This window comes from Cupriavidus sp. SZY C1, from assembly GCF_032190535.1.
Classification (GTDB): domain Bacteria; phylum Pseudomonadota; class Gammaproteobacteria; order Burkholderiales; family Burkholderiaceae; genus Cupriavidus; species Cupriavidus pauculus_C.
In genome coordinates, this window is record NZ_JAUANU010000003.1 from 24,468 (window position 1) to 43,234 (window position 18,767).

Consider the following 18,767-nt stretch of genomic DNA (forward strand, 5'->3'; position numbering starts at 1 on the left):
CAAGAACGCTATTGCATGGAAAAGGTATGACTTCGGGTATGACAGCAACGATTTCCGCCATCGAGGCCGTCCTGGTGGACCTGCCGACGATCCGCGCCCACCAGCTGGCGATGGCGACGATGCAGCAGCAGACGCTGGTGATCGTGCGCCTGCGCTGCAGCGACGGCGTGGAGGGTATCGGCGAGGCCACCACGATCGGGGGCCTGTCCTACGGCGACGAAAGCCCCGAAGGCATCAAGCTGACGATCGACACCTACCTGGGGCCCGCGCTGGCCGGGCAGGACGCCACCAACATCCACGCCGCGATGGCCCGCCTGAACAAGGTGGCGCGCGGCAACCGGTTTGCCAAGAGCGCGCTGGAATCGGCGCTGCTCGACGCACAGGGCAAGCGGCTGGGCGTGCCGGTGGCCACGCTGTTGGGCGGCGCGGTGCGCAGCACGCTGCCGGTGCTGTGGACGCTGGCCAGCGGCGACACGGCCCGCGACATCGAGGAAGCCGAGCAACTGCTGGAGGCACGCCGCCACAACACGTTCAAGCTCAAGATCGGCCGCCGCAGCGTGCGCGACGACGTGGCGCACGTGTCGGCCATCAAGCGCGCACTGGGCGACCGCGCGCGCGTGACCGTCGACGTCAACCAGGCGTGGAACGAGGCCGACGCGGCCACGGGCATCGCCATGCTCGAAGCGGCCGGCATCGACCTCGTCGAGCAGCCCACCCCGCGCGAGCACCGCACCGCGCTGGCCCGGCTGGCCGCGCGCTTTGTCGTGCCGATCATGGCCGACGAGGCCGTGACCGGCCCTGAGGACGCGATGGAACTGGCGCGGCTGGGCGCGGCCGACGTGTTCGCGCTCAAGATCGCCAAGTCGGGCGGCATCTTCGGCATGCTGCGCACGGCCGCGGTGGGCGACGCCGCCGGCATCGCGCTGTACGGCGGCACGATGCTCGAAGGCGCCGTGGGCACCATCGCGGCGGCCCATGGCTTCTGCACGCTGCCGCAACTGGCATGGGGCACCGAACTGTTCGGCCCGCTGCTGGTAAAGGACGACATCGTCGCCGAGCGGCCCGTCTTCAAGGATTTCGCGCTGCACCTGCCGCACGGCCCGGGGCTGGGCCTGGAGATCGACGAGGACAAGCTGCGCCACTACCGCCGCAAGGCGGGCTGATTCCCGATACACAGGACACAGGAGACCACGATGCTGTTTCTCGTCAGGATGGACGTGCAGATTCCGCACGACCTGCCGGCCGACACGGCCGACGCGATCAAGGCACGCGAAAAGGCGTACGCACAGGACCTGCAGCGGCAGGGCAAGTGGCAGGCGCTCTACCGCGTGGTGGGCGAGTACGCCAACTACAGCGTGTTCGACGTGGAGTCGAACGACGAACTGCACACGCTGCTGTCCGGCCTGCCGCTGTTCCCGTACATGAAGATCCACGTCACGCCGCTGGCGCGGCACCCGTCGTCGATCCGCTGAAGCGGACCGCGGCGCCCTAGAAGAGAAGGAACGGAGACAATGATTACCCTGCTGCAACGCCCGGCTGGCCTGCCGGCCGCACTCGCCCTGACCGCCGCGCTGCTGTGCGCGGCCGCCGCGCCGGCCCACGCCGCGTATCCCGACCACCCGATCCGCTGGGTCGTGCCGTTCCCGGCGGGCGGCGCGATGGACAACATCGCCCGCACGCTGGGCGAGGAAATGTCGAAGACGCTGGGCCAGTCCATCGTCGTGGAAAACCGGCCCGGCGCCGGCGGCAACATCGGCGCCGAACTGGTGGCCCGTGCGCCGGCCGACGGCTACACGCTGATCATCGTGGCCAACGGCATGGCCGTGAACCCGGCGCTGTACGGCAAGCTCAACTACGACCCGGTGAAGGATTTCGCACCGGTCTCGCTGCTGGCCGTGGTGCCCAACGTGCTGGTGACCAACAAGGCCCGGAACCCGCAGAAGACCGTGGCCGAGGTCATCGCCAGTGCCAAGAACAAGCCGGGCAAGTACACGTATGCGTCGGCCGGCAACGGTACGTCGATCCACCTGGCGGGCGAGCTGTTCACGTCGATGGCCAAGGTCGACATGCTGCACATCCCGTACAAGGGCTCGGGTCCGGCGATGACCGACCTGCTGGGCGGCCAGGTGGACTACATGTTCGACAGCATCACGTCGGCCAAGCCCCATATCGACAGCGGCAAGCTGACCGCCATCGCGGTGACCACCAGCAAGCGGTCGTCGGCGCTGCCCAACGTGCCGACCGTGGCCGAGGCCGGCGTGCCCGGCTACGACCTGTCGCCATGGTTCGCCGCGTTCGTGCCGGCGCGCACGCCGCCGGCCGTGGTGGAGACGCTGAACAAGGCCATGCTCGACGCGCTGAAGAAGCCCGCCGTGCTGCAGCGCCTGGCCGGCATCGGCGCCGAGCCGATCGGCAGCTCCCCGGCGCAGTTGAAGGACCACCTGGCGCGCGAAACGGTCAAGTGGGGCGCGCTGATCCGCGAGCGGGGCATCCATGCCGATTGAGCCAGGCCGCCAGATGCACTACGTGATCGAGGGCGACGCGGACAAGCCCGTGCTCGTCATGTCGAATTCGCTCGGCACCACGCTGGAAATGTGGGACCCGCAGATGCCGGCGCTGACCCAGAACTACCGCGTGCTGCGCTACGACACGCGCGGGCATGGCCGTTCGGCGCTGCCGGCCGGGCCGTTCGACATGGCCGACCTGGCCGCCGACGTGATCGCGGTGATGGACCACGCGGGCGTGGCGCGCGCGCATTTCTGCGGCTTGTCGATGGGCGGGATGACCGGGATGGTGCTGGCCCGGCACCACGCCAGCCGTTTCGGCCGCTTCGTGCTGGCCAACACGGCCGCGCTGATCGGCCCGGCATCGGTCTGGGACACGCGCATCGCCACCGTCCAGCGCGACGGCATGGCGGCCATCGTCGACGGCGTGCTGGCCCGCTGGTTCACCGACCACTACCTGCTGACGCGCCGCGACGAACTGGCGCCGGTGCGGCGGATGCTCGAAACCGCGAGCCCGGCCGGCTACACGGCCAACTGTGCCGCCGTGCGCGACGCCGACCTGCGGGGCCTGCTGGGCGCCATCGACGCTCCGGTGCTGGTCATCGCCGGCGAACACGACCTGGCCACCACGCCCGCCCAGGGCCGCGAAGTCGCCGCATCGATCCCGGGCGCGCAATACGCAGCACTGCCCGCCGCGCATCTGTCGAACTGGGAATTGCCGGAAGCGTTTGGAAATGCGGTGGTGGGGTTCCTGGGGCTGCGGTAAGCATTTGAACCCCGCCGTGCTCCCCGTTCCCGCCGTGCGGGAGCGGAGAGGCAGCGGGCGTGCCGCAGCGGCTACGGCACCACCGTCAAGAACAGATACGCCGCGAAAATCACCATATGCACCACGCCCTGCAGGATCGTGGTGCGGCCCATGCCCAGCGTCAGCGACGCGACGATCATCGTCAGGAACAGCAGCACCATTTCCTTGGGGTTGAGCCCGAGCTCGATCGTGCGGCCCAGCGAGATGAAGACCACGGCCACGGTCGGGATGGTCAGGCCGATGCTGGCCAGCGCCGAGCCCAGCGCCAGGTTCAGACTGGTCTGGATGCGGTCTGACCGCGCGGCGCGTAGCGCGGCCAGCCCTTCGGGCAGCAGCACCATCGCGGCGATCACCACGCCCACCACGGCGGCCGGCAGGCCCGCTTCCGCCACGGCCTTCTCCACCGAAGGCGACAGCAGCTTGGCCAGCGCCACCACGGCCACCAGGCAGACCAGCAGCAGCGCGCCACTGGCCGCGGCCACGCGCCCCGGCGGCGGCGGGGCGTGGACGTTCTCGTCGCGGGTGCCTTCCACCAGGAAGTAGTCGCGGTGCCGCACGGTCTGGACGAACACGAAGCAGCCGTAGAGCAGCAGCGACATCACCCCCGAGAACGCCAGTTGCGACGGCGAAAACGCCGGCCCCGGCGTGGTGCTGGTGAAGTTCGGCAGCACCATGGTCAGCCCGAGCAGCGTGACCAGGATGGCCATCGCGGCGTTGGCGCCGGGCGCCTGGAACGCCTGCTCGCGGTGGTGCAGCGCGCCGACGAACAGGCAGACGCCGACGATGCCGTTGCAGATGATCATCACGGCGGCGAATACCGTGTCGCGCGCCAGGCCCGATTTCTCCGGGCCCGAGGACAGCATCACGGACACGATCAGCGCTACCTCGATCACCGTCACGGCGATGGCCAGCACCAGCGTGCCGAACGGCTCGCCCACCTTGTGCGCCACCACCTCGGCGTGATGCACGGCCGAGAACACCGCGCCGGCCAGCGCGATGGTCATCACCGCGATCGTCCAGATCTGACCCGTCATCAGAAGGCCCAGGCCGAAGGCGGCCCAGGCGGCCAGCGGCGACCAGATGGTCCACGCCGGCAGCTTGTTGGAAGTTGCCATGTTTGTTCCCTTTGTTCTTGTGGCTCACAGGCGCGAGCGTGCGCCCCGCGGAACGCGGGCGCAAGAGGTTCAGGCAACGCAGGCAGGCGGCAGTTCCCGCCGGGGGCGATTTGGCGCGCGATCAGTCCGCGGCGGGACCAGGCGCCGGGGCGCCGGCGCGCTTGTCGCGGCGGGGCGCGGGCGGATCGAGATCGCGCAGGGCGGGGTGGTGCCGGTAGATCCAGCGGGCCGCCACGATGACGACCACCAGAAACGCCACACCATATCCGACGAAGGAGACTGCATGCATGGTTCTGACCCGGTTGGTCCGGCTCTTCTGGCCGGTGGAAGGTCAGTATGGGTGCCCGGCCATCGTGCGGACACCCTCTATCGGAGGGGCGCAACCATCACCCATCCGAGGGCTGCACGAATGGCGAGGGTGTGCTCCAGCCGGACCGTTTGAGCGGTCAACCAACCGGTCAGATTCTGCTAAATGTCGTGCCCGGGCAACACATTGTCGCAGCCGCAATACATTACGGCCGTCATTCGATGTCAAGGCTACAAACGCGAACTGTTATCACTTACATTCATGGCCTTTCGTAAGCATCTTGTGACAAGGGATTGACCATGAGTTCGAGCCGCCGACCACTGCCAGCCGTCGCGCCCCATTTCACGCTGTGCGCCACGGCGCTGGCCGTCTCCACGCTGTGCCTGATGCCGCAACTGGCGGCCGCCCAGACGGCCGATGCGCCGGCGGCGGGCTCGGAAAAGATGCTGGAAACGGTCCAGGTGTCCGGCAACTGGCTCGGTACCGGCCTGCAGAACAGCGTGAAGACCTTTCCCGGCGCGCGCACCGTGGTCAACGAGCAGCAGATCGAACAGAGCGGCGCCCAGAACATCGGCGACGTGATGCGCCGCATCCCCGGCGTGCAGTCGACCGACAACTCGGGCACGGCCGGCAGCGCCATCTCGCTGAACATCGGCGTGCGGGGCCTGACCGGCCGCTACACGCCGCGCTCCACCGTGCTGCTGGACGGTATCCCCATGGCCGTGGCGCCGTACGGCCAGCCGCAGCTCTCATTCGCGCCGGTCAGCCTGGGCAACATCGAGTCGATCGACGTGGTGCGCAGCGGCGGCGCCGTGCGCTACGGGCCGCAGAACGTGGGCGGCATCATCAACTTCAACACCAAGCCGATTCCGGGCGTGTTCAGCGGCGACGCGTCGGTGCGCCAGAACATCTTCACCGAAGGCGGCGGCAACAACACCCAGTACAGCGCGTTCGTCGGCACCACGCTGGACAGCGGCCTGGGCATCGCGCTGCTGTACTCGGGCATGACCGGCCGCGAATGGCGCAAGGGCAGCGACGACGACGTCAACGACCTGGCCGTCAAGTTCGCGTACGACATCACGCCCACGTCGCAGGTCTACGGCAAGCTGTCGTACTACGACGTGAAGTCCCGCACGCCGGGCGGCCTGACCGTGGCGCAGTTCAACGCCGACCCGTTCCAGAACACGCGCCCGAACGACTACTGGAGCGGCAACCGCTACGGCTTCGACCTGGGCTACGTGAACACGATCTCGGCGAACCAGGAGTTCGAGATCCGCACGTTCTTCAACGACAGCTACCGCCAGAGCACGCTGCAGCAGAGCGCCACGGTCATCGCGCACCAGCCGCGCAACTACACCACGTTCGGCGTGGAGCCGCGCTACACGCAGCGCTTCGGGCTGGGCCCGACCACGCATGACGTGACGGTCGGCTACCGCTACATCCGCGAGCGCGGCGACGACAACCAGTTCAGCACCACGATCCGCACCGGCGTGAACGGCCCGACCACCACGTTCGACAACGCCACGGACGCCCACGCGGTCTACATCGACGACCGCATCGCCTACGGCAACTGGCGCATCGTGCCGGGCGTGCGGTTCGAGCACATCGACACCACGCGCCAGCAGCGCAACACGGCCACTCAGTGGGACAGCGTGAACAACAAGGCGCTGCCGTCGATCAACGTGTCGTACCTGGTCAACAGCGCCTGGACCGTGTTTGCCGACTACAGCACGTCGTTCGGCCCGGTGCAGAACACGCAGCTCAACTCCCAGACGCCGAACAACCCGCTGCAGCCCGAAGTGGCCAAGACGTTCGAAGTGGGCACGCGCTGGACGGACAACCGCATCAAGGGCGAGCTGACGGCCTTCAAGATCAAGTTCGACAACCAGATCCTGCAGGTGCCGGGCCTGTTCCCGGCCACGTTCCAGAACATCGGCGCCACCGACCACGACGGCGTGGAAGCGGCCATCGACTACACGTTCGAGCGCGGCAGCCTGCTGGGCGGCCTGAACCTGTACGCCAACTACACCTACACGCGGGCCATCCAGAAGTCGGGCACCACGGCGGGCCTGGACGTGCCGTTCTACTCGCGCACCACCGACACGCTGGGCGCGCGCTACGACTGGCGGAGCTGGACGTTCAACGTCTCGACCACGCACCAGAGCAAGCAGTACGCCGACCTGGCCAACACGGTGGCCGAGACGCCGGACGGCGCCAACGGCCTGATCCCGGGCTTCCGCACGTGGAACATCCAGGCGATGTTCAAGGTGCCGCAGCGCAAGAACACCGACATCGCCATCGGCATCAACAACCTGTTCGACAAGCGCTACTACACGCGCACGACCGACAGCAACGCGGGTCGCCTGGTCGGCGCGCCGCGCATGGTCTACATCCAGGCGCGCGCAGGGTTCTGACGGCGACGGCCGGCTAGTCCGAGGGTGGCGGCGGCCCCTTGGTCGCCCCCCGGGGCGGCAACGGGGCCGGCTCCGCCACCAGGCGGTCGGCCGGCAGCAGGCGCAGGAACGTGCGCGCCGCCTCCGGGTCGCGGCAACCGAGCCAGCCGTCCCAGTCCTCGCGCGGCAGGATCACCACGCCGCGCTTTTCGTCCCCGGGCTTGTGAAACCGCTGCATCAGCGGATGATGGTCGGCGTTGACCGTCGGCATCGTGAACGACACGGCCCCGTCGGGCCACGCCCGCCATACCCCCGCAATCGCAAACGGCTCGCCGTCCGGCAGGCCGATCTTCCAGCGCACCGCCTTGCCGCTTTCGTAGTTCGGCTCGAAAAACGCCGTGGCCGGGATCAGCGCGAGCTGGCACGCCTTCCAGAACCGCGCGAACGACGACAGCTTGCCGATGGTCTCGACCCGCGCGTTGGCCGTGGGAAAGTAGCGCGTACCGGGCGGGATGGTCGCTTTCGGCACCATGCTGAACGACGCCAGCACGCTTTCCCAGGCATCCGCATCGGTCCGCTGCCGGACGATCGGGGCCGCGTAGTCGGGCCAGGTTTCCGACGGATACAGGCCGGGCGGTGGCTCGACGCCAAAGATCTCGCGCAGGATGCTCCGCTGGACGGGGGCGTAGTTGACGCACATGGTGGGGCGCTCATGTGGCTGGGGTGGGCCTATCGTGGCGCAACGCCCGGCGCCGGTCAACCGTGGACGGCCCAGGGGTCAGTACGTGATCGTCGCCGTCACCGTGTCGGCATAGGTGCCGGGCGTTGGCGTCACCTGCGGCGGAATCCGGCCGTAGACGTTGAGTGTCTGGGCCGTGCCCGTGCCGGTGCCGCCCACGGTGGATGTGCCGCGCGATCCGTCGCCCCACGGCACCGTGCGCGCGGCGTCCGAATACAACTGGTAGCTCACGGTCTGCTGGCCGCCGCTGCGCGTCATGCGGCGTGCGGCGACGTTGGCGCCGTTGCCGGTGCCGGCGTTGAGCGCGATCGAATAGGGTGCGCTGGCGGTGCATTGCACGGTCAGTGTGCTGGCCGCGTCGCGGTTGCCGGTCAGTAGGCCGACCGAGCCGAAATCGAGCGGCGTGGCCGAGATATTGCAATCGGCCACCACGGTGGCGCTGGCGGTGAACGTGATCGGCAGGCTGTTGGTGGCAAGCGTGCTGCACGCGGGCGGCGACAGCAGGTATTCGACGTAGGTGACCTCGGCGTTGAGCCCGGTGAACTGGGACGTGTAGGCGCCGGCCGTGGCCGCCGTCTGGTTGGCCAGGATGCGCCCGTAGTAGCTCACGGACGCGCTGCCGTTGCCCAGCAGCGCGCCAAAGTCGAGCATCACGGGCGTCGCCGTGGTGCCGGTGCTGCGCGACCCCCAGATCTGCGTGCGCGCGCTGTCCGTGTACAGGTTGAAGCCGAGCGTGCGGCTGCCGTTGGCCATCACGCGCGGCGACACGGTGGTGCCGGCCGAGCCGGTGCCGATGTTGATGCACGCCCGCACGCGCGCCGACACCGCAATGCCGGTGCAGCTCACCGTGATGGTGCCCTGGATGTCGACCGGGCTGCCGCTGACCGGGCTGTAGTTGCCGAACGCAGCCGACGGCGCCGTGGCCGTGCAGACGGCCCGCGCGGCCGGCGCGGCCATCAGCAGCAGCATCGCCAGCCAGCCGGCTTTCATGGTGCTTCCGCCGCGCAGCGCACGGGCCCGAGCCTGGGCAGCGGGTCTGCGCTGGCGCGGTAGTGCAGCCGGGCCGTGCAGACGCCGGCGTCGGTCTCCGCGCGGAACGTGTTGTCGTCGCCCAGGGCGTCGAAGAACGCCAGCCCGTCGTAGCCCACCACGGTGCGGCCGCCGCTTTCCAGATGGACGATGGCCGTGCCGGGCGGCAGCGGCGTCTCCTCGCCGTCGACGAACACCACCTGGGCGCCGCGGAACGATTCGATCCGGAACGTGGCCAGCGCGCCCGACTGCAGCGCCGGCGCGATCGACAGCCGCGTGGAACTGAGCCGCGTGTTGACGGGCAGCGCCAGCGCGTCGATCTCCACGCGGTTGGCGTCGTACGCCAGCAGGTTGGGCACCAGGATATGGCCCGAGCGGTTGGTGTTGCCGATCCGGCGGTTCTCCACGAGCACGGGCAGGTCCGCCACGCCGCCCGTCGACACCAGCGCAAAGCTCTGGTCGATGCGCCGCCCGGCCATCACCGTGCCGTCCATCGCCACCAGCGACCCGCTGGCGCCAAGCTGCGTGCTCACGCGGCCCTGCAGGTCCTGCACCGCGCCGAACACGTCGCCGTAGCGGCCGCGGAAGTTGGCCTGCGCAAAGCCGCGCCACATGCCCGCGCCTTTCTGGCCGGCTACCTGCCAGCCCCAGCCGCCTTCGTACGGCGTGGCGTGGCTGACCGTGCCGATCACCGTGGGATTGCCGCTGTCGCGGCCCACCGTGGCCGACGCCGTCGTGTCGCTGTCGATCAGGTAGGTCAGCGTCAGCGACGCGCCGTACGACGACCCGGCCGCGAAGTCACGGTAGGCGCTGGCCGTGAGCGACGTGCGCCGGTTCCACTGTGCCGTCCACGCCAGCGATCCGATGCGCGACGCGCCGTAGACCGGGTCCGACAGGTTCACGTAGCTGGCCGCGATATTGCCGTTGCGCGCCACGGGCACCGACACGGTCGCCCGGTACAGCGCCCGCGGCATCGGCGCGCCCGAGCGCGCGGCCAGGTCCTCGTAGCGGCCGAACGCGCGCGTGCCCTGCACGTCGATGCCGAAGCGCGGCGTGCGCCACTGGTAGCCAAGCCCGAGCTGCGCGCCGCCCGCCGCGCTGGCGCTGGCCGCCACGTTCAGCACGCCGGTCAACGGCAGCTTGAACAGCACGCCAGCGCCGCCGATGCCCACACCGCGCGACGCCTCGGCGTGCGCTTCCAGCGTGACGCTATCGGTCCAGCCGTAGCGCACGGACCCGTTCGCGGCCGGCGCGCTGTCGTAGCGGAACGAATCCACGCCGTACTGCGTGCGCAGAAAGCCCACTTCGAGCGCGTAGTCGAACAGGCCCGGCGCCAGCAGCCGCGCATCCACGTAGAGCGGCACCGTGGTGCTGACGTCGCGGCCCAGCGCGTCGCGCACGACGATGGTGGCCTGGCCGGCGCCGCTCAGCGCCGGCGCGTTGTTGATCACGAACGGGCCGCTGGGCACCTGCCCGGAGTACTGGCGGACGTTGTTGATGTAGAGGTCCACCGCGCCCGGCACGGCCGCCGAGCCGGCCAGCGCGGGCAGGGGATAGGTGATCAGGTCCGGCCGCAGCCCGAAGTTGCGGCGCAGCTGGAAGCCGCCAAGCCGTACCGGGCGCGACCACGGCAGCGCGCCGGTGATCATGTCGCCGATCAGCACCGACTGCATGCCGGTGGGGTCGGCGTGGGTCCAGCTGGTGTCGAGCCGCACGTAGCGCGTGCTGCGGTCGTACACGGTGGCGACACCGGTGTTGCTGAACACCCCGCCGGGATGAAAGAAGCGCTGCTCGCTGTACAGCCCGAGCTGCTGGCCCGTATCGGGCTGGGCGTAGGCGTCGTAGTTCAGCACGAACCCGGTGCCGGGCGTGACCGGTGGCCGCTCGCGCGCCCGCGTGCCCAGTTGCGCCGGCATGCGCTGGCTGTCGGGCACGGTCGGGTAGACGCGCTGCATCGCGGGGTCATAGCGCCACGTCACGCCGGGCAGGCGGTCCAGCGCGACCATGCCCTGGGCGTCGGCCAGCGCCGGGTCGGCGCGCAGGCCCAGGTCGAGCAGTTCGTCCACCGGCGTCAGCAGCGTGCCGTCGCGGTCCGCGAAGCGGGCGACGCTTCCGGTTGATTCGCCGTTGACCATGACCTCCAGGTAGGCGGTGTGTCCGGGTACCTTGTCGATCGTCTGCGCACGGAGCGGGCTGCTCGCCACGGCGCCGGTCAGCGAGACGGCGATCATGGCAAGCCGCGACAGCGTCGCGCGGCGGGGCGTGGGACGCCGTCGCCATGTCATGGGCCCGCTTCGGGTCGGCCGGCGGCCACGGGCAGGCGCTGCGTCTCGCCGTTGACGTCGGCTTCGAGCCGCATCCCGGCAGCCGGCGCGAACGCGGCGGGCAGGCGCACCTTCCAGACGCGCGTGGCGCCCGGCAGCGCGTAGCCGAGCAGCCCTTCGGTCACCGTGGCGCGGCGGCTGCCGCTGACCAGCGTCACAGCGCTCAGCCGCACGTGGCGCACGCCCTCGTTGCGCGCGGCCAGCCGCCATTCGCCGTCGTCGCGCCAGAGCGCCACGGCCAGGCGCGGCACGGGGCCATCGGGCGGCGTGCCGGCGAACACCGGCACCGAATAGCGTAGCTGCACGCGCACGCCGCTCTGGTCGGCCGGGGCGTCGCGCTGCGGCAGCTCGTCGATCAGCAGCCGGTACGACTGCTCGGCCGTGGCGGGCGTCTTGCCGGGCCGCACCACGCGGATCATCTGCTCGCCATTGCCGCCGATGCGCACGATGGGCGGGCTGGCCAGTACGTCGTCGGCGGGTGTCAGTACGTCGTCGCCGTCGGCCTGCGTCCAGCGGAACACGCGCACCTGGGCGTGGATGGGCGCGCCCGCGGCGTTGCGCAGCGTCAGCGCGGCAGCGCCCGGGCCGGCCGGCAGGTCCACCCGGACCGGCGAGATCTGCAGCGAGGTGGCATGCACCGGCAGGCAAAAGCCCGGCACGGCCAGCGCCAGCGCGGGCCAGGACCAGGATGCCGGCCGCCACGCGGGGGCGGCAATCGGCATCAGAAGTTGACGGTGGCGGTGACGGTGGTGGTGTAGGTGCCCGCGGCCGGCGTGGATTGCGGCGGCACGCGGCCGTACATCGTGATGGCCTGCGCGGCGCCGTTGCCGGTGCCGCCCACGGTATCGGTGCCGGGCGTGTTGCCCCAGATCTGCGTGCGGCTGCTGTCGCGGTAGATCTGGTATTGCACGGTCGCGGCGCCGGTGCCGGCCATCAGCCGGTTGGCGATGCTGCTGCCTGCGGCGGTGCCGCCGTCGAGCCCCACCTGGTACGGCGCACTGTTGCTGCACGTGACCGACAGCGACGAGGTCTGGTCGACATTGGCGGCCAGCACGCCCTGCGAGCCGAAATCGAGGTCGCTGGCGGTGATCGTGCAATCGGCGGTCAGCGTCAGCCGTACCGCGAAGGTGGTGGTCTTGGTGGCCGCGCCCAGCCAGACCGGCAGGGCCGCGAGGGTGGCGAACACTGCGACGCGAAAGTGGCAAGACGGCGTCATGGGCTTCTCCGTGGCAACCGACGCCCCGATCTTAGCGATGGCGCCGTCACCCGGCATCCGCTTTTACGATGTTCAGCAATGCTTAACGCGCAGAGTCGGAGACATTAGCGACATTGAATGCAGTCCGACCGCCGGAAACCGTTGCCAGGACCGGGTTCCAGGCTGCCTGATGCAGTGTTGCGCGGGCCGCCGCACGTGGCGCCGGCGGCGCAACGGTTGTTTGAAACATCGACGCCGCGTCGATGGCCGGGCGCGCAGACATCGCCGGCCCCCTTCCTATAATGGCTCTGTGGTGCGGCGCCATGCCGCCCCCACGCGCGCTTGCAGGCAGGGGCGCGCTTCCCAGCCATCTCCACGTCAACGGGGGAGACACACATCATGCTGAGTAGCGAAGCGGTGCTGACGCAGGCGCGAGCCGCGCTGGCGCATGTGCCATACCAGGGCCACCAGATCCATCCCACCATCCACCTGCGGCTGTCCGACGGCGCCCTGATCCTTGAGGGCGAGGTGCCCGACGTCATGGACAAGGCCCGCGCCGTGGCCCGGCTGCGCCGGGTGGACGGCGTATCGACCGTGATCGACCATCTGCGCATTGCGCACGCCGGGCCCGTGGTGGGCGACGGCGACCTGCGCGCGGCCGTCTGCGAGCGGCTGGCCAATGCGATCGACTTCCGCAACTGCAAGCTCTGCGCGAAGGTCAAGGGGCAGCCCGAGCCGGTGCGCGAGGCCGTGGGCGAGCGCAGCGGCTGGATCGAGGTGGCCGTCCACGACGGCGCGGTGATGCTGAGCGGGCATGTCATCAGCCTGTCCCACATGCGGCTGGCCGGCGTGCTGGCGTGGTGGACGCGCGGCTGCCGCAACGTGGTCAACGACATCGTGGTGGCGCCGGCAGAGGCCGACAGCGACGAGGAACTGAGCGAGGCGCTGCAACTGGTGCTGGAAACCGACCCGTTCGTCGACGCATCGCGGCTGCGGGTGCGCACGGCCGGGCGGGTAGTGACGCTCGACGGCTACGCATCGAGCGAGGGCGCGCGCCGCCAGGTGGAACGCGACGCCTGGTACGTGCATGGCGTGGAGGAGGTGGTCAACCACATCACGCTCAGCAGCTAGCGTCCGGGCCGGCATCGCCCCGCGCGCGTGGACGCGCGGGCTTCCCTGCAAGATGCCGCAAGCGGTACATTGGAGCCTCCTATCCCACACCAACAACAGGAGACACCATGCCGCTTTCCCTTCGCCACCTTGCCATCGCCGCTGCTGCCGCCGTGGCGTGCCACGGGGCCCTTGCCGCGCAGGCCGAACCGGCGCTGCTGGACGCCGCGCGCGCCGCGCAGCCGGCCGTCGTGCAGTCGCTCAAGGACATGGTGTCGATCGAATCGGGCAGCGCCAACATTGCCGGGCTGACGCGCATGGCCGACTACGTGACGCAGCGGCTGCAGGCGGCGGGCGCCAAGGTGGAGCGGCTGCCGATGACGACCAGCGCCGCGCCGATGGTCAAGGCCACGCTGACGGGCACCGGCAAGCGCCGGATCATGCTGATCGGCCATATGGACACGGTGTACCCGGCCGGCATCCTGGCCACGCAGCCGATCCGCGAGGATGGCAACCGGCTCTACGGGCCAGGCATCGCCGACGACAAGGGCGGGCTGGCCGTGATCCTGCACGCGCTGGACATCCTCAAGGCGCAGGGCTGGAAGGACTACGCGCAGATCACCGTGCTGCTGAACCCGGACGAGGAAATCGGCTCGCAGGGATCGGGCGAGACCATCGCCACGCTGGCCGCCCAGCATGACGTGGTGCTGTCGTGCGAACCCAACGTGGCCAAGTCGGTGGCGAAGTCCGAATCGCTGCTGCTGGCCGCCGCCGGCACGGCCACGGCGACGATGCAGGTCAAGGGCCGCGCATCGCACGCGGGCGCCGCGCCGGAGCTGGGCCGCAACGCGCTGCTGGAGCTGGCCTACCAGATGCAGCAGACGCGCGACACGGCGCGCCAGATTCCCGGTGCGCAACTGAACTGGACGCAGGCGCGCACCACGGGGCCGCTGAACCAGATTCCCGAATCGGCCAGCGCCACCGGTGACGTGCGCGTGACCGTGGGCGGCGCCGCGCAGAAGCTGCAGGCGGCGCTGCAGGAAAAGGTTGCCGCCGGCCATCTGATCCCCGATACGCAGACCACGGTGGCGATGGAGGAGGGACGTCCCGCCTACGTGGCCGACGCGCGTTCCAGGCAACTGGCCGCCCGCGCGCAGCAGATCTACGCCGAACTGGACGGCCGCCAGCTCATCCTGATCCCGGGCACGGGCGGCGGCACCGACGCGGGCTTTGCGGGCCGGTCGGGCAAGGCGGTGGTGCTGGAAAGCTTCGGGCTGTCAGGCTTCGGCTACCACGCACGCGACGAATACGTGGAACTGGACTCGATCGTGCCGCGGCTCTACCTGATGACGCGGATGCTGCAGGAGATCGGGAAGGAATAGGGAACAGGCTGCGGGAAGGGGGTGGCTCCCCTCTCCCGCATGCGGGAGAGGGGCCGGGGGAGAGGGCCAGCGCATCCAAGGAGACAGGCCGCGGATGGAAACGCCATGCCCGCATCCACGACTCCTCGCCCGCGCGGCGGGAGAGGGGAGCCACCCGTGAACCTACGCCGCCAACTGCTGCGGCGCCGCACCGAAGTGCGGGTGCCGCGAGAAGATCTCGGCGGCCCAGTTCACGAATACCCGCACCTTGGCCGACAGGTGGCGGTTCTGCGGATACATCGCCGAGATCGGCAGTTCGTCGGTCTGCCAGTCAGCCATGACTTCCACGAGCCGGCCGCTGTGGATGTACGGCTCCGCCATCGCCCGCGAGATGCGCGCGATGCCGTGGCCTTCCACCGCGCAGCCCAGGTAGACGTCGGCGTCGTTGGTCGAGATGACCGAGGGCAGCAGCACCTCGGTGCGCTCGCCGCCGCGCGCCAGCGTCCAGGGCGTCTCGCGTCCGGTGCGGTTCGACAGGAAGTTCACGGCCTTGTGCTGGGCCAGCTCCGTCAGGTCGCGCGGCGTGCCGAAGCGGCGCAGGTAGATTGGCGACGCATAGAACGCCAGCTTTACCTGGCCGATGCGGCGCGCCACCATGGCCTCGTCCAGCGTCCCGACGCGCAGCACCACGTCCACGCCTTCCTTGAGCAGGTCGATGGGCTTGCCGTTGATGGTCAGCTCCAGCTTCAGCTCCGGGTAGGCGTTGAAGAAGTCGTGCAGTTGAGGCATCAATACCATCTGCGCCAGCCCGCTCGTGGTGTCCACGGCCAGCGTGCCGCGCGGGGAGTTGTTGTGGCGCGTCAGCGACTGTTCGGCTTCCTCCACGTCGGCCAGGATGCGGACGCAGCGTTCGTAGTAGGCGGCGCCGTCGGTGGTCACGCTGATGCGGCGCGTGGTCCGGTGCAGCAGCTTGACGCCCAGGTGGGTTTCCAGGTTTTGTATGAGCCGGGTGAGCGTGGCCTTGGGCAGGTCAAGAGACTCCGCCGCGCGCGCAAAGCTGCCGACATCCACCACCCGAGTGAATGCCTGCATTGAGACAAGACGATCCATGATGTTGCTTTCGAAAGGAGTAAGACCGAGGCTACGTTCCGAAGGATGTCTGGCGGGATCGGGTCCGCTGCATGTCAAGTGCGCGGCCTGGATTTGCTGCCGGCGGTCCGCCAGTGGCGGCCGGAGCGGGGACGGGTGGAGGGTTGGGGCGCCGGCGTTTGCGCTGTTTCCCCAAGTGCGCAGATGCCGAAGGACCGGAGTGAATCACATTTCCACTATCCATTTCAAGCCATGTGGGATCACTTCGACGATTATTCCAACGCAGAAACAGTGCATTGGCAATAGCTCGCTTTATCCCGTTGTTGTCAATCACCATAATTCGCTGCATCGCAATACAGCATCGACGGCCATTGCCGGTCGCCCGGACAACCATGACCAAGACCACGACTCCCCGTAGTTCCGCCGTACAACCGGCCGCAGAACAGGGCGAGGCCATCGTGATCCAGCACGTGGTGTCCAGCGGCGAGCGGGAGATCAAGGTCTGCGTCTGTTACCCCGCAGGTTATTGGCCCGTGAGCGCCGGTGCGCCATTGTTGCCATGGATGATCTACCTGCACGCGGGTGGCTTCGTCGACGGCGGCGTGGAAGCCGCGAAGGAACTGGTGCGGGATCTGGCGGAGTCGGTCCCGGCCGTGGTGGTGACGCCCGACTATTCGCTGGCGCCCGAAAACCCGTTCCCGGCGGCCCCCGAAGACGCGGTCAGTACCGTGGCGTGGGTGCTCAAGCAGGCGCGCAAGCTCAAGGTCGACAAGCTGCGCTTTGCGCTGGTCGGCGAGGAAGCCGGCGGCAACCTGGCGATCGCCACGGCCCAGATGCTGCGCGACCGCGGCCTGCCGCAGCCGGCCGGCCAGTGGCTGATCCGGCCCGTGACCGACCCGTGCCTGCAGCACGCGTCCGGCGGGCAGGTGCCGATGGAAATGCTGCGCAAGCTGGCCTGCAACTATCGCGACTACCTGCCCACGCCGGCAGCCACGGTGCACCCGTACGCGGCGCCGGCGCTGGCGTCGCGGCTGGCGGGGCTGCCGCCCACGCTGGTGCAGGTGGCAGAGCAGGATGCGCTGCGCGCCGAGGGCGAAGCCTTCGCCGCCAAGCTTGCCAAGGCCGGCATTCCGGCCAAGGCGTTGATCATGCCCGGCGCCTGTGGCGACGGGGTGGAACAGTCCCATGAGATGTGTCAGGCATGGGTCAAAGAAGGTGCGCGGTTCCTGCGCGAAAGTTTCGCGAAGGCCGACGACGCCTCGTAATCCGGTCCGAACGCCGGCCGGCGCCGTGAAAGCAGTGACGGTGCCGGATTCTCCCGCCAGCGCCCTTTGAGGCTGGCACCCCTGTAGTGGCTTTGCTTCGCCCGTTCCCGGGCGGAGTACCCCTTGCTGTTCCCGCTTTTCCGGCCCCTTGAGCCGGCGGGAGACGTTCGGCCCGGAGTTTTGCTTTTCCAGTTGAAGAAACCCGACGAAAACACGGAGTGAAGAAAGATGAATCACAAGTCTCGACGCACGCTGATCGCCTTTGCCATCGTGGCAATCCTTGGGGCGGGCGTGGCAACCTCGGTACTGCGTCCCTGGCACGGCGGGGAAGCGCAGGCCAATACCCCGCCCCCGGCACCGGCGGTGGAAGTGTCCGCGGCGGTGGGCCAGACCATCACCGAATGGGATGAGTTCTCCGGCCGCATCGAGGCCGTGGACCGCGTGGAAATCCGTCCGCGCGTTTCCGGCACGATCGAAACGGTGCACTTCCGCGAAGGCTCGATCGTGAAGAAGGGCGACCCGCTGTTCACGATCGATCCGCGCCCGTACGCGGCCGAAGTGGCCCGCGCCGAAGCCGCACTGGCCGCCGCGCAGGTGCGCGCCTCGCACGCGCAGACCGAGAAGGCCCGCGCCCAGCGCCTGCTGGACGACAACGCGATCTCGCGCCGCGAGTTCGACGAGCGCATCAACGCGGCCAGCGAGATGTCGGCCGACGTGCGCGGCGCGCAGGCGGCGCTGGAAGTGGCCAAGCTGAACCTGAGCTACACGCGCATCGTGGCGCCGGTGGCGGGCAAGGTGTCGCGCGCAGAGATCACGGTGGGCAACCTCGTGGCGGCTGGCGCGGCATCGCCGCCGCTGACGTCGGTGGTGTCGGTCTCGCCGGTCTATGCAAGCTTCGACGTCGACGAGCAGAGCTACCTGCGCTACACGGCGCCGGGCGCCGGCGGCGGCAAGAACGACCTGCCGGTGTTCCTGGGCCTGGCCAACGAGGACGGCAACCCGCACAAGGGCAAGATCCACTCGATCGACAACCGGCTCGACACGCGCAGCGGCACCATCCGCGTGCGGGCGGTGTTCGACAACGAGGACGGCCGCCTGCTGCCGGGCCTGTACGCCAAGGTCAAGCTCGGTGGCGGTTCGCCGCATCCGGCCGTGCTGATCAACGACCGCGCCATCGGCACGGACCAGGGCAAGAAGTTCGTGCTGGTGGTGGACAAGGCCAACAAGCTTGTCTACCGCGAAGTGGAACTCGGGCCCACGTACGAAGGGCTGCGCGTGATCCGCAAGGGGCTGCAACCGGGCGAGAACATCGTCGTGAACGGCCTGATGCGCGTGCGCCCCGGCGACACCGTGGCGCCCAAGGCCGTGGCCATGGCGTACCGCAGCGAACTGGAGCCGCGCGGCACCACCCCCGACCGCAAGCAGGCCGCGGACGAGGGGCGTGCCGACAAGGCGGGCAAGGCCAAGGTGGGCTGAGCGCCGCCCCGGCACCAAACTGAAATTTCCCCCTGAAGCTGTATGGCGTCCGCTT

17 protein-coding genes are annotated in these 18,767 nt (G+C 69.4%); 9 read left to right on the forward strand and 8 right to left on the reverse strand.

Features of this window, described 5'->3' with window-relative positions; genetic code table 11:
* Nucleotides 1-38 precede the first annotated feature (38 nt).
* Genes QTN24_RS06440 through pcaD form a run of 4 tightly spaced genes read left to right on the forward strand, consistent with a single transcriptional unit; the run spans nucleotide 39 to nucleotide 3,270 of the window.
* Nucleotides 39-1,163, forward strand: coding sequence for a muconate/chloromuconate family cycloisomerase (locus QTN24_RS06440; RefSeq protein WP_313835911.1), 1,125 nt, complete (start codon nucleotides 39-41; stop codon nucleotides 1,161-1,163).
* A 30-nt stretch (nucleotides 1,164-1,193) separates the two neighbouring features.
* Nucleotides 1,194-1,472 carry a muconolactone Delta-isomerase gene (gene catC, locus QTN24_RS06445; RefSeq protein ID WP_124686350.1) on the forward strand — a complete coding sequence of 93 codons (279 nt, stop codon included), beginning with the start codon at nucleotides 1,194-1,196 and terminating at the stop codon, nucleotides 1,470-1,472.
* 39 nt (nucleotides 1,473-1,511) lie between these two features.
* Entirely contained in the window at nucleotides 1,512-2,504 is a 993-nt protein-coding gene (locus QTN24_RS06450; RefSeq protein ID WP_313835913.1) for a tripartite tricarboxylate transporter substrate binding protein, read from the forward strand.
* Nucleotides 2,494-3,270: a 3-oxoadipate enol-lactonase gene (gene pcaD / locus QTN24_RS06455; protein ID WP_313835915.1), complete on the forward strand. Its 777-nt coding sequence runs from the start codon at nucleotides 2,494-2,496 to the stop codon at nucleotides 3,268-3,270. The genes QTN24_RS06450 and pcaD overlap by 11 nt, the downstream gene beginning before the upstream one ends.
* A gap of 71 nt (nucleotides 3,271-3,341) precedes the next feature.
* Here the strand turns inward: pcaD and QTN24_RS06460 are convergent, their stop codons facing one another.
* Nucleotides 3,342-4,424, reverse strand: a complete 1,083-nt coding sequence (locus QTN24_RS06460) for a calcium:proton antiporter (protein WP_124686353.1) — start codon at nucleotides 4,422-4,424, stop codon at nucleotides 3,342-3,344.
* Between the two features lie 121 nt (nucleotides 4,425-4,545).
* Nucleotides 4,546-4,713: a hypothetical protein gene (locus QTN24_RS06465; RefSeq protein ID WP_313835918.1), complete on the reverse strand. Its 168-nt coding sequence runs from the start codon at nucleotides 4,711-4,713 to the stop codon at nucleotides 4,546-4,548.
* Nucleotides 4,714-5,030: 317 nt separating this feature from the next.
* Between QTN24_RS06465 and QTN24_RS06470 the strand changes: the two genes are divergently transcribed.
* Nucleotides 5,031-7,145 carry a TonB-dependent siderophore receptor gene (locus QTN24_RS06470; protein WP_313835920.1) on the forward strand — a complete coding sequence of 705 codons (2,115 nt, stop codon included), beginning with the start codon at nucleotides 5,031-5,033 and terminating at the stop codon, nucleotides 7,143-7,145.
* A gap of 13 nt (nucleotides 7,146-7,158) precedes the next feature.
* Here QTN24_RS06470 and QTN24_RS06475 read toward each other — a convergent pair whose 3' ends face one another.
* From QTN24_RS06475 to QTN24_RS06495, 5 genes are all read right to left on the reverse strand, one after another.
* Nucleotides 7,159-7,824: an SOS response-associated peptidase family protein gene (locus QTN24_RS06475; RefSeq protein WP_313835922.1), complete on the reverse strand. Its 666-nt coding sequence runs from the start codon at nucleotides 7,822-7,824 to the stop codon at nucleotides 7,159-7,161.
* 78 nt (nucleotides 7,825-7,902) lie between these two features.
* Entirely contained in the window at nucleotides 7,903-8,853 is a 951-nt protein-coding gene (locus tag QTN24_RS06480; protein WP_313835923.1) for a spore coat U domain-containing protein, read from the reverse strand.
* Nucleotides 8,850-11,177 carry a fimbria/pilus outer membrane usher protein gene (locus tag QTN24_RS06485; protein ID WP_313835925.1) on the reverse strand — a complete coding sequence of 776 codons (2,328 nt, stop codon included), beginning with the start codon at nucleotides 11,175-11,177 and terminating at the stop codon, nucleotides 8,850-8,852. Before QTN24_RS06485 ends, QTN24_RS06480 begins: the two co-directional genes overlap by 4 nt.
* Nucleotides 11,174-11,938 (reverse strand): molecular chaperone, encoded by a 765-nt coding sequence (locus QTN24_RS06490; protein ID WP_313835927.1) that lies wholly within the window; start codon nucleotides 11,936-11,938, stop codon nucleotides 11,174-11,176. The genes QTN24_RS06485 and QTN24_RS06490 overlap by 4 nt, the downstream gene beginning before the upstream one ends.
* Nucleotides 11,938-12,432 carry a spore coat U domain-containing protein gene (locus tag QTN24_RS06495; RefSeq protein WP_124686359.1) on the reverse strand — a complete coding sequence of 165 codons (495 nt, stop codon included), beginning with the start codon at nucleotides 12,430-12,432 and terminating at the stop codon, nucleotides 11,938-11,940. Before QTN24_RS06495 ends, QTN24_RS06490 begins: the two co-directional genes overlap by 1 nt.
* A gap of 378 nt (nucleotides 12,433-12,810) precedes the next feature.
* On the opposite strand from QTN24_RS06495, the gene QTN24_RS06500 reads away from it, so the two are divergent.
* The gene (locus tag QTN24_RS06500) at nucleotides 12,811-13,542 is read left to right on the forward strand and encodes a BON domain-containing protein (RefSeq protein ID WP_124686360.1); all 732 of its coding nucleotides are present in this window, start codon (nucleotides 12,811-12,813) and stop codon (nucleotides 13,540-13,542) included.
* A gap of 107 nt (nucleotides 13,543-13,649) precedes the next feature.
* Nucleotides 13,650-14,903 (forward strand): M20/M25/M40 family metallo-hydrolase, encoded by a 1,254-nt coding sequence (locus QTN24_RS06505; protein ID WP_313835931.1) that lies wholly within the window; start codon nucleotides 13,650-13,652, stop codon nucleotides 14,901-14,903.
* Nucleotides 14,904-15,065: 162 nt separating this feature from the next.
* Here QTN24_RS06505 and QTN24_RS06510 read toward each other — a convergent pair whose 3' ends face one another.
* Nucleotides 15,066-15,992 carry a LysR family transcriptional regulator gene (locus QTN24_RS06510; protein WP_124686362.1) on the reverse strand — a complete coding sequence of 309 codons (927 nt, stop codon included), beginning with the start codon at nucleotides 15,990-15,992 and terminating at the stop codon, nucleotides 15,066-15,068.
* A gap of 371 nt (nucleotides 15,993-16,363) precedes the next feature.
* On the opposite strand from QTN24_RS06510, the gene QTN24_RS06515 reads away from it, so the two are divergent.
* Nucleotides 16,364-17,236 carry an alpha/beta hydrolase gene (locus QTN24_RS06515; protein WP_124686363.1) on the forward strand — a complete coding sequence of 291 codons (873 nt, stop codon included), beginning with the start codon at nucleotides 16,364-16,366 and terminating at the stop codon, nucleotides 17,234-17,236.
* A gap of 228 nt (nucleotides 17,237-17,464) precedes the next feature.
* Entirely contained in the window at nucleotides 17,465-18,712 is a 1,248-nt protein-coding gene (locus tag QTN24_RS06520) for an efflux RND transporter periplasmic adaptor subunit (protein ID WP_313835933.1), read from the forward strand.
* The last annotated feature ends 55 nt before the right edge of the window (nucleotides 18,713-18,767 follow it).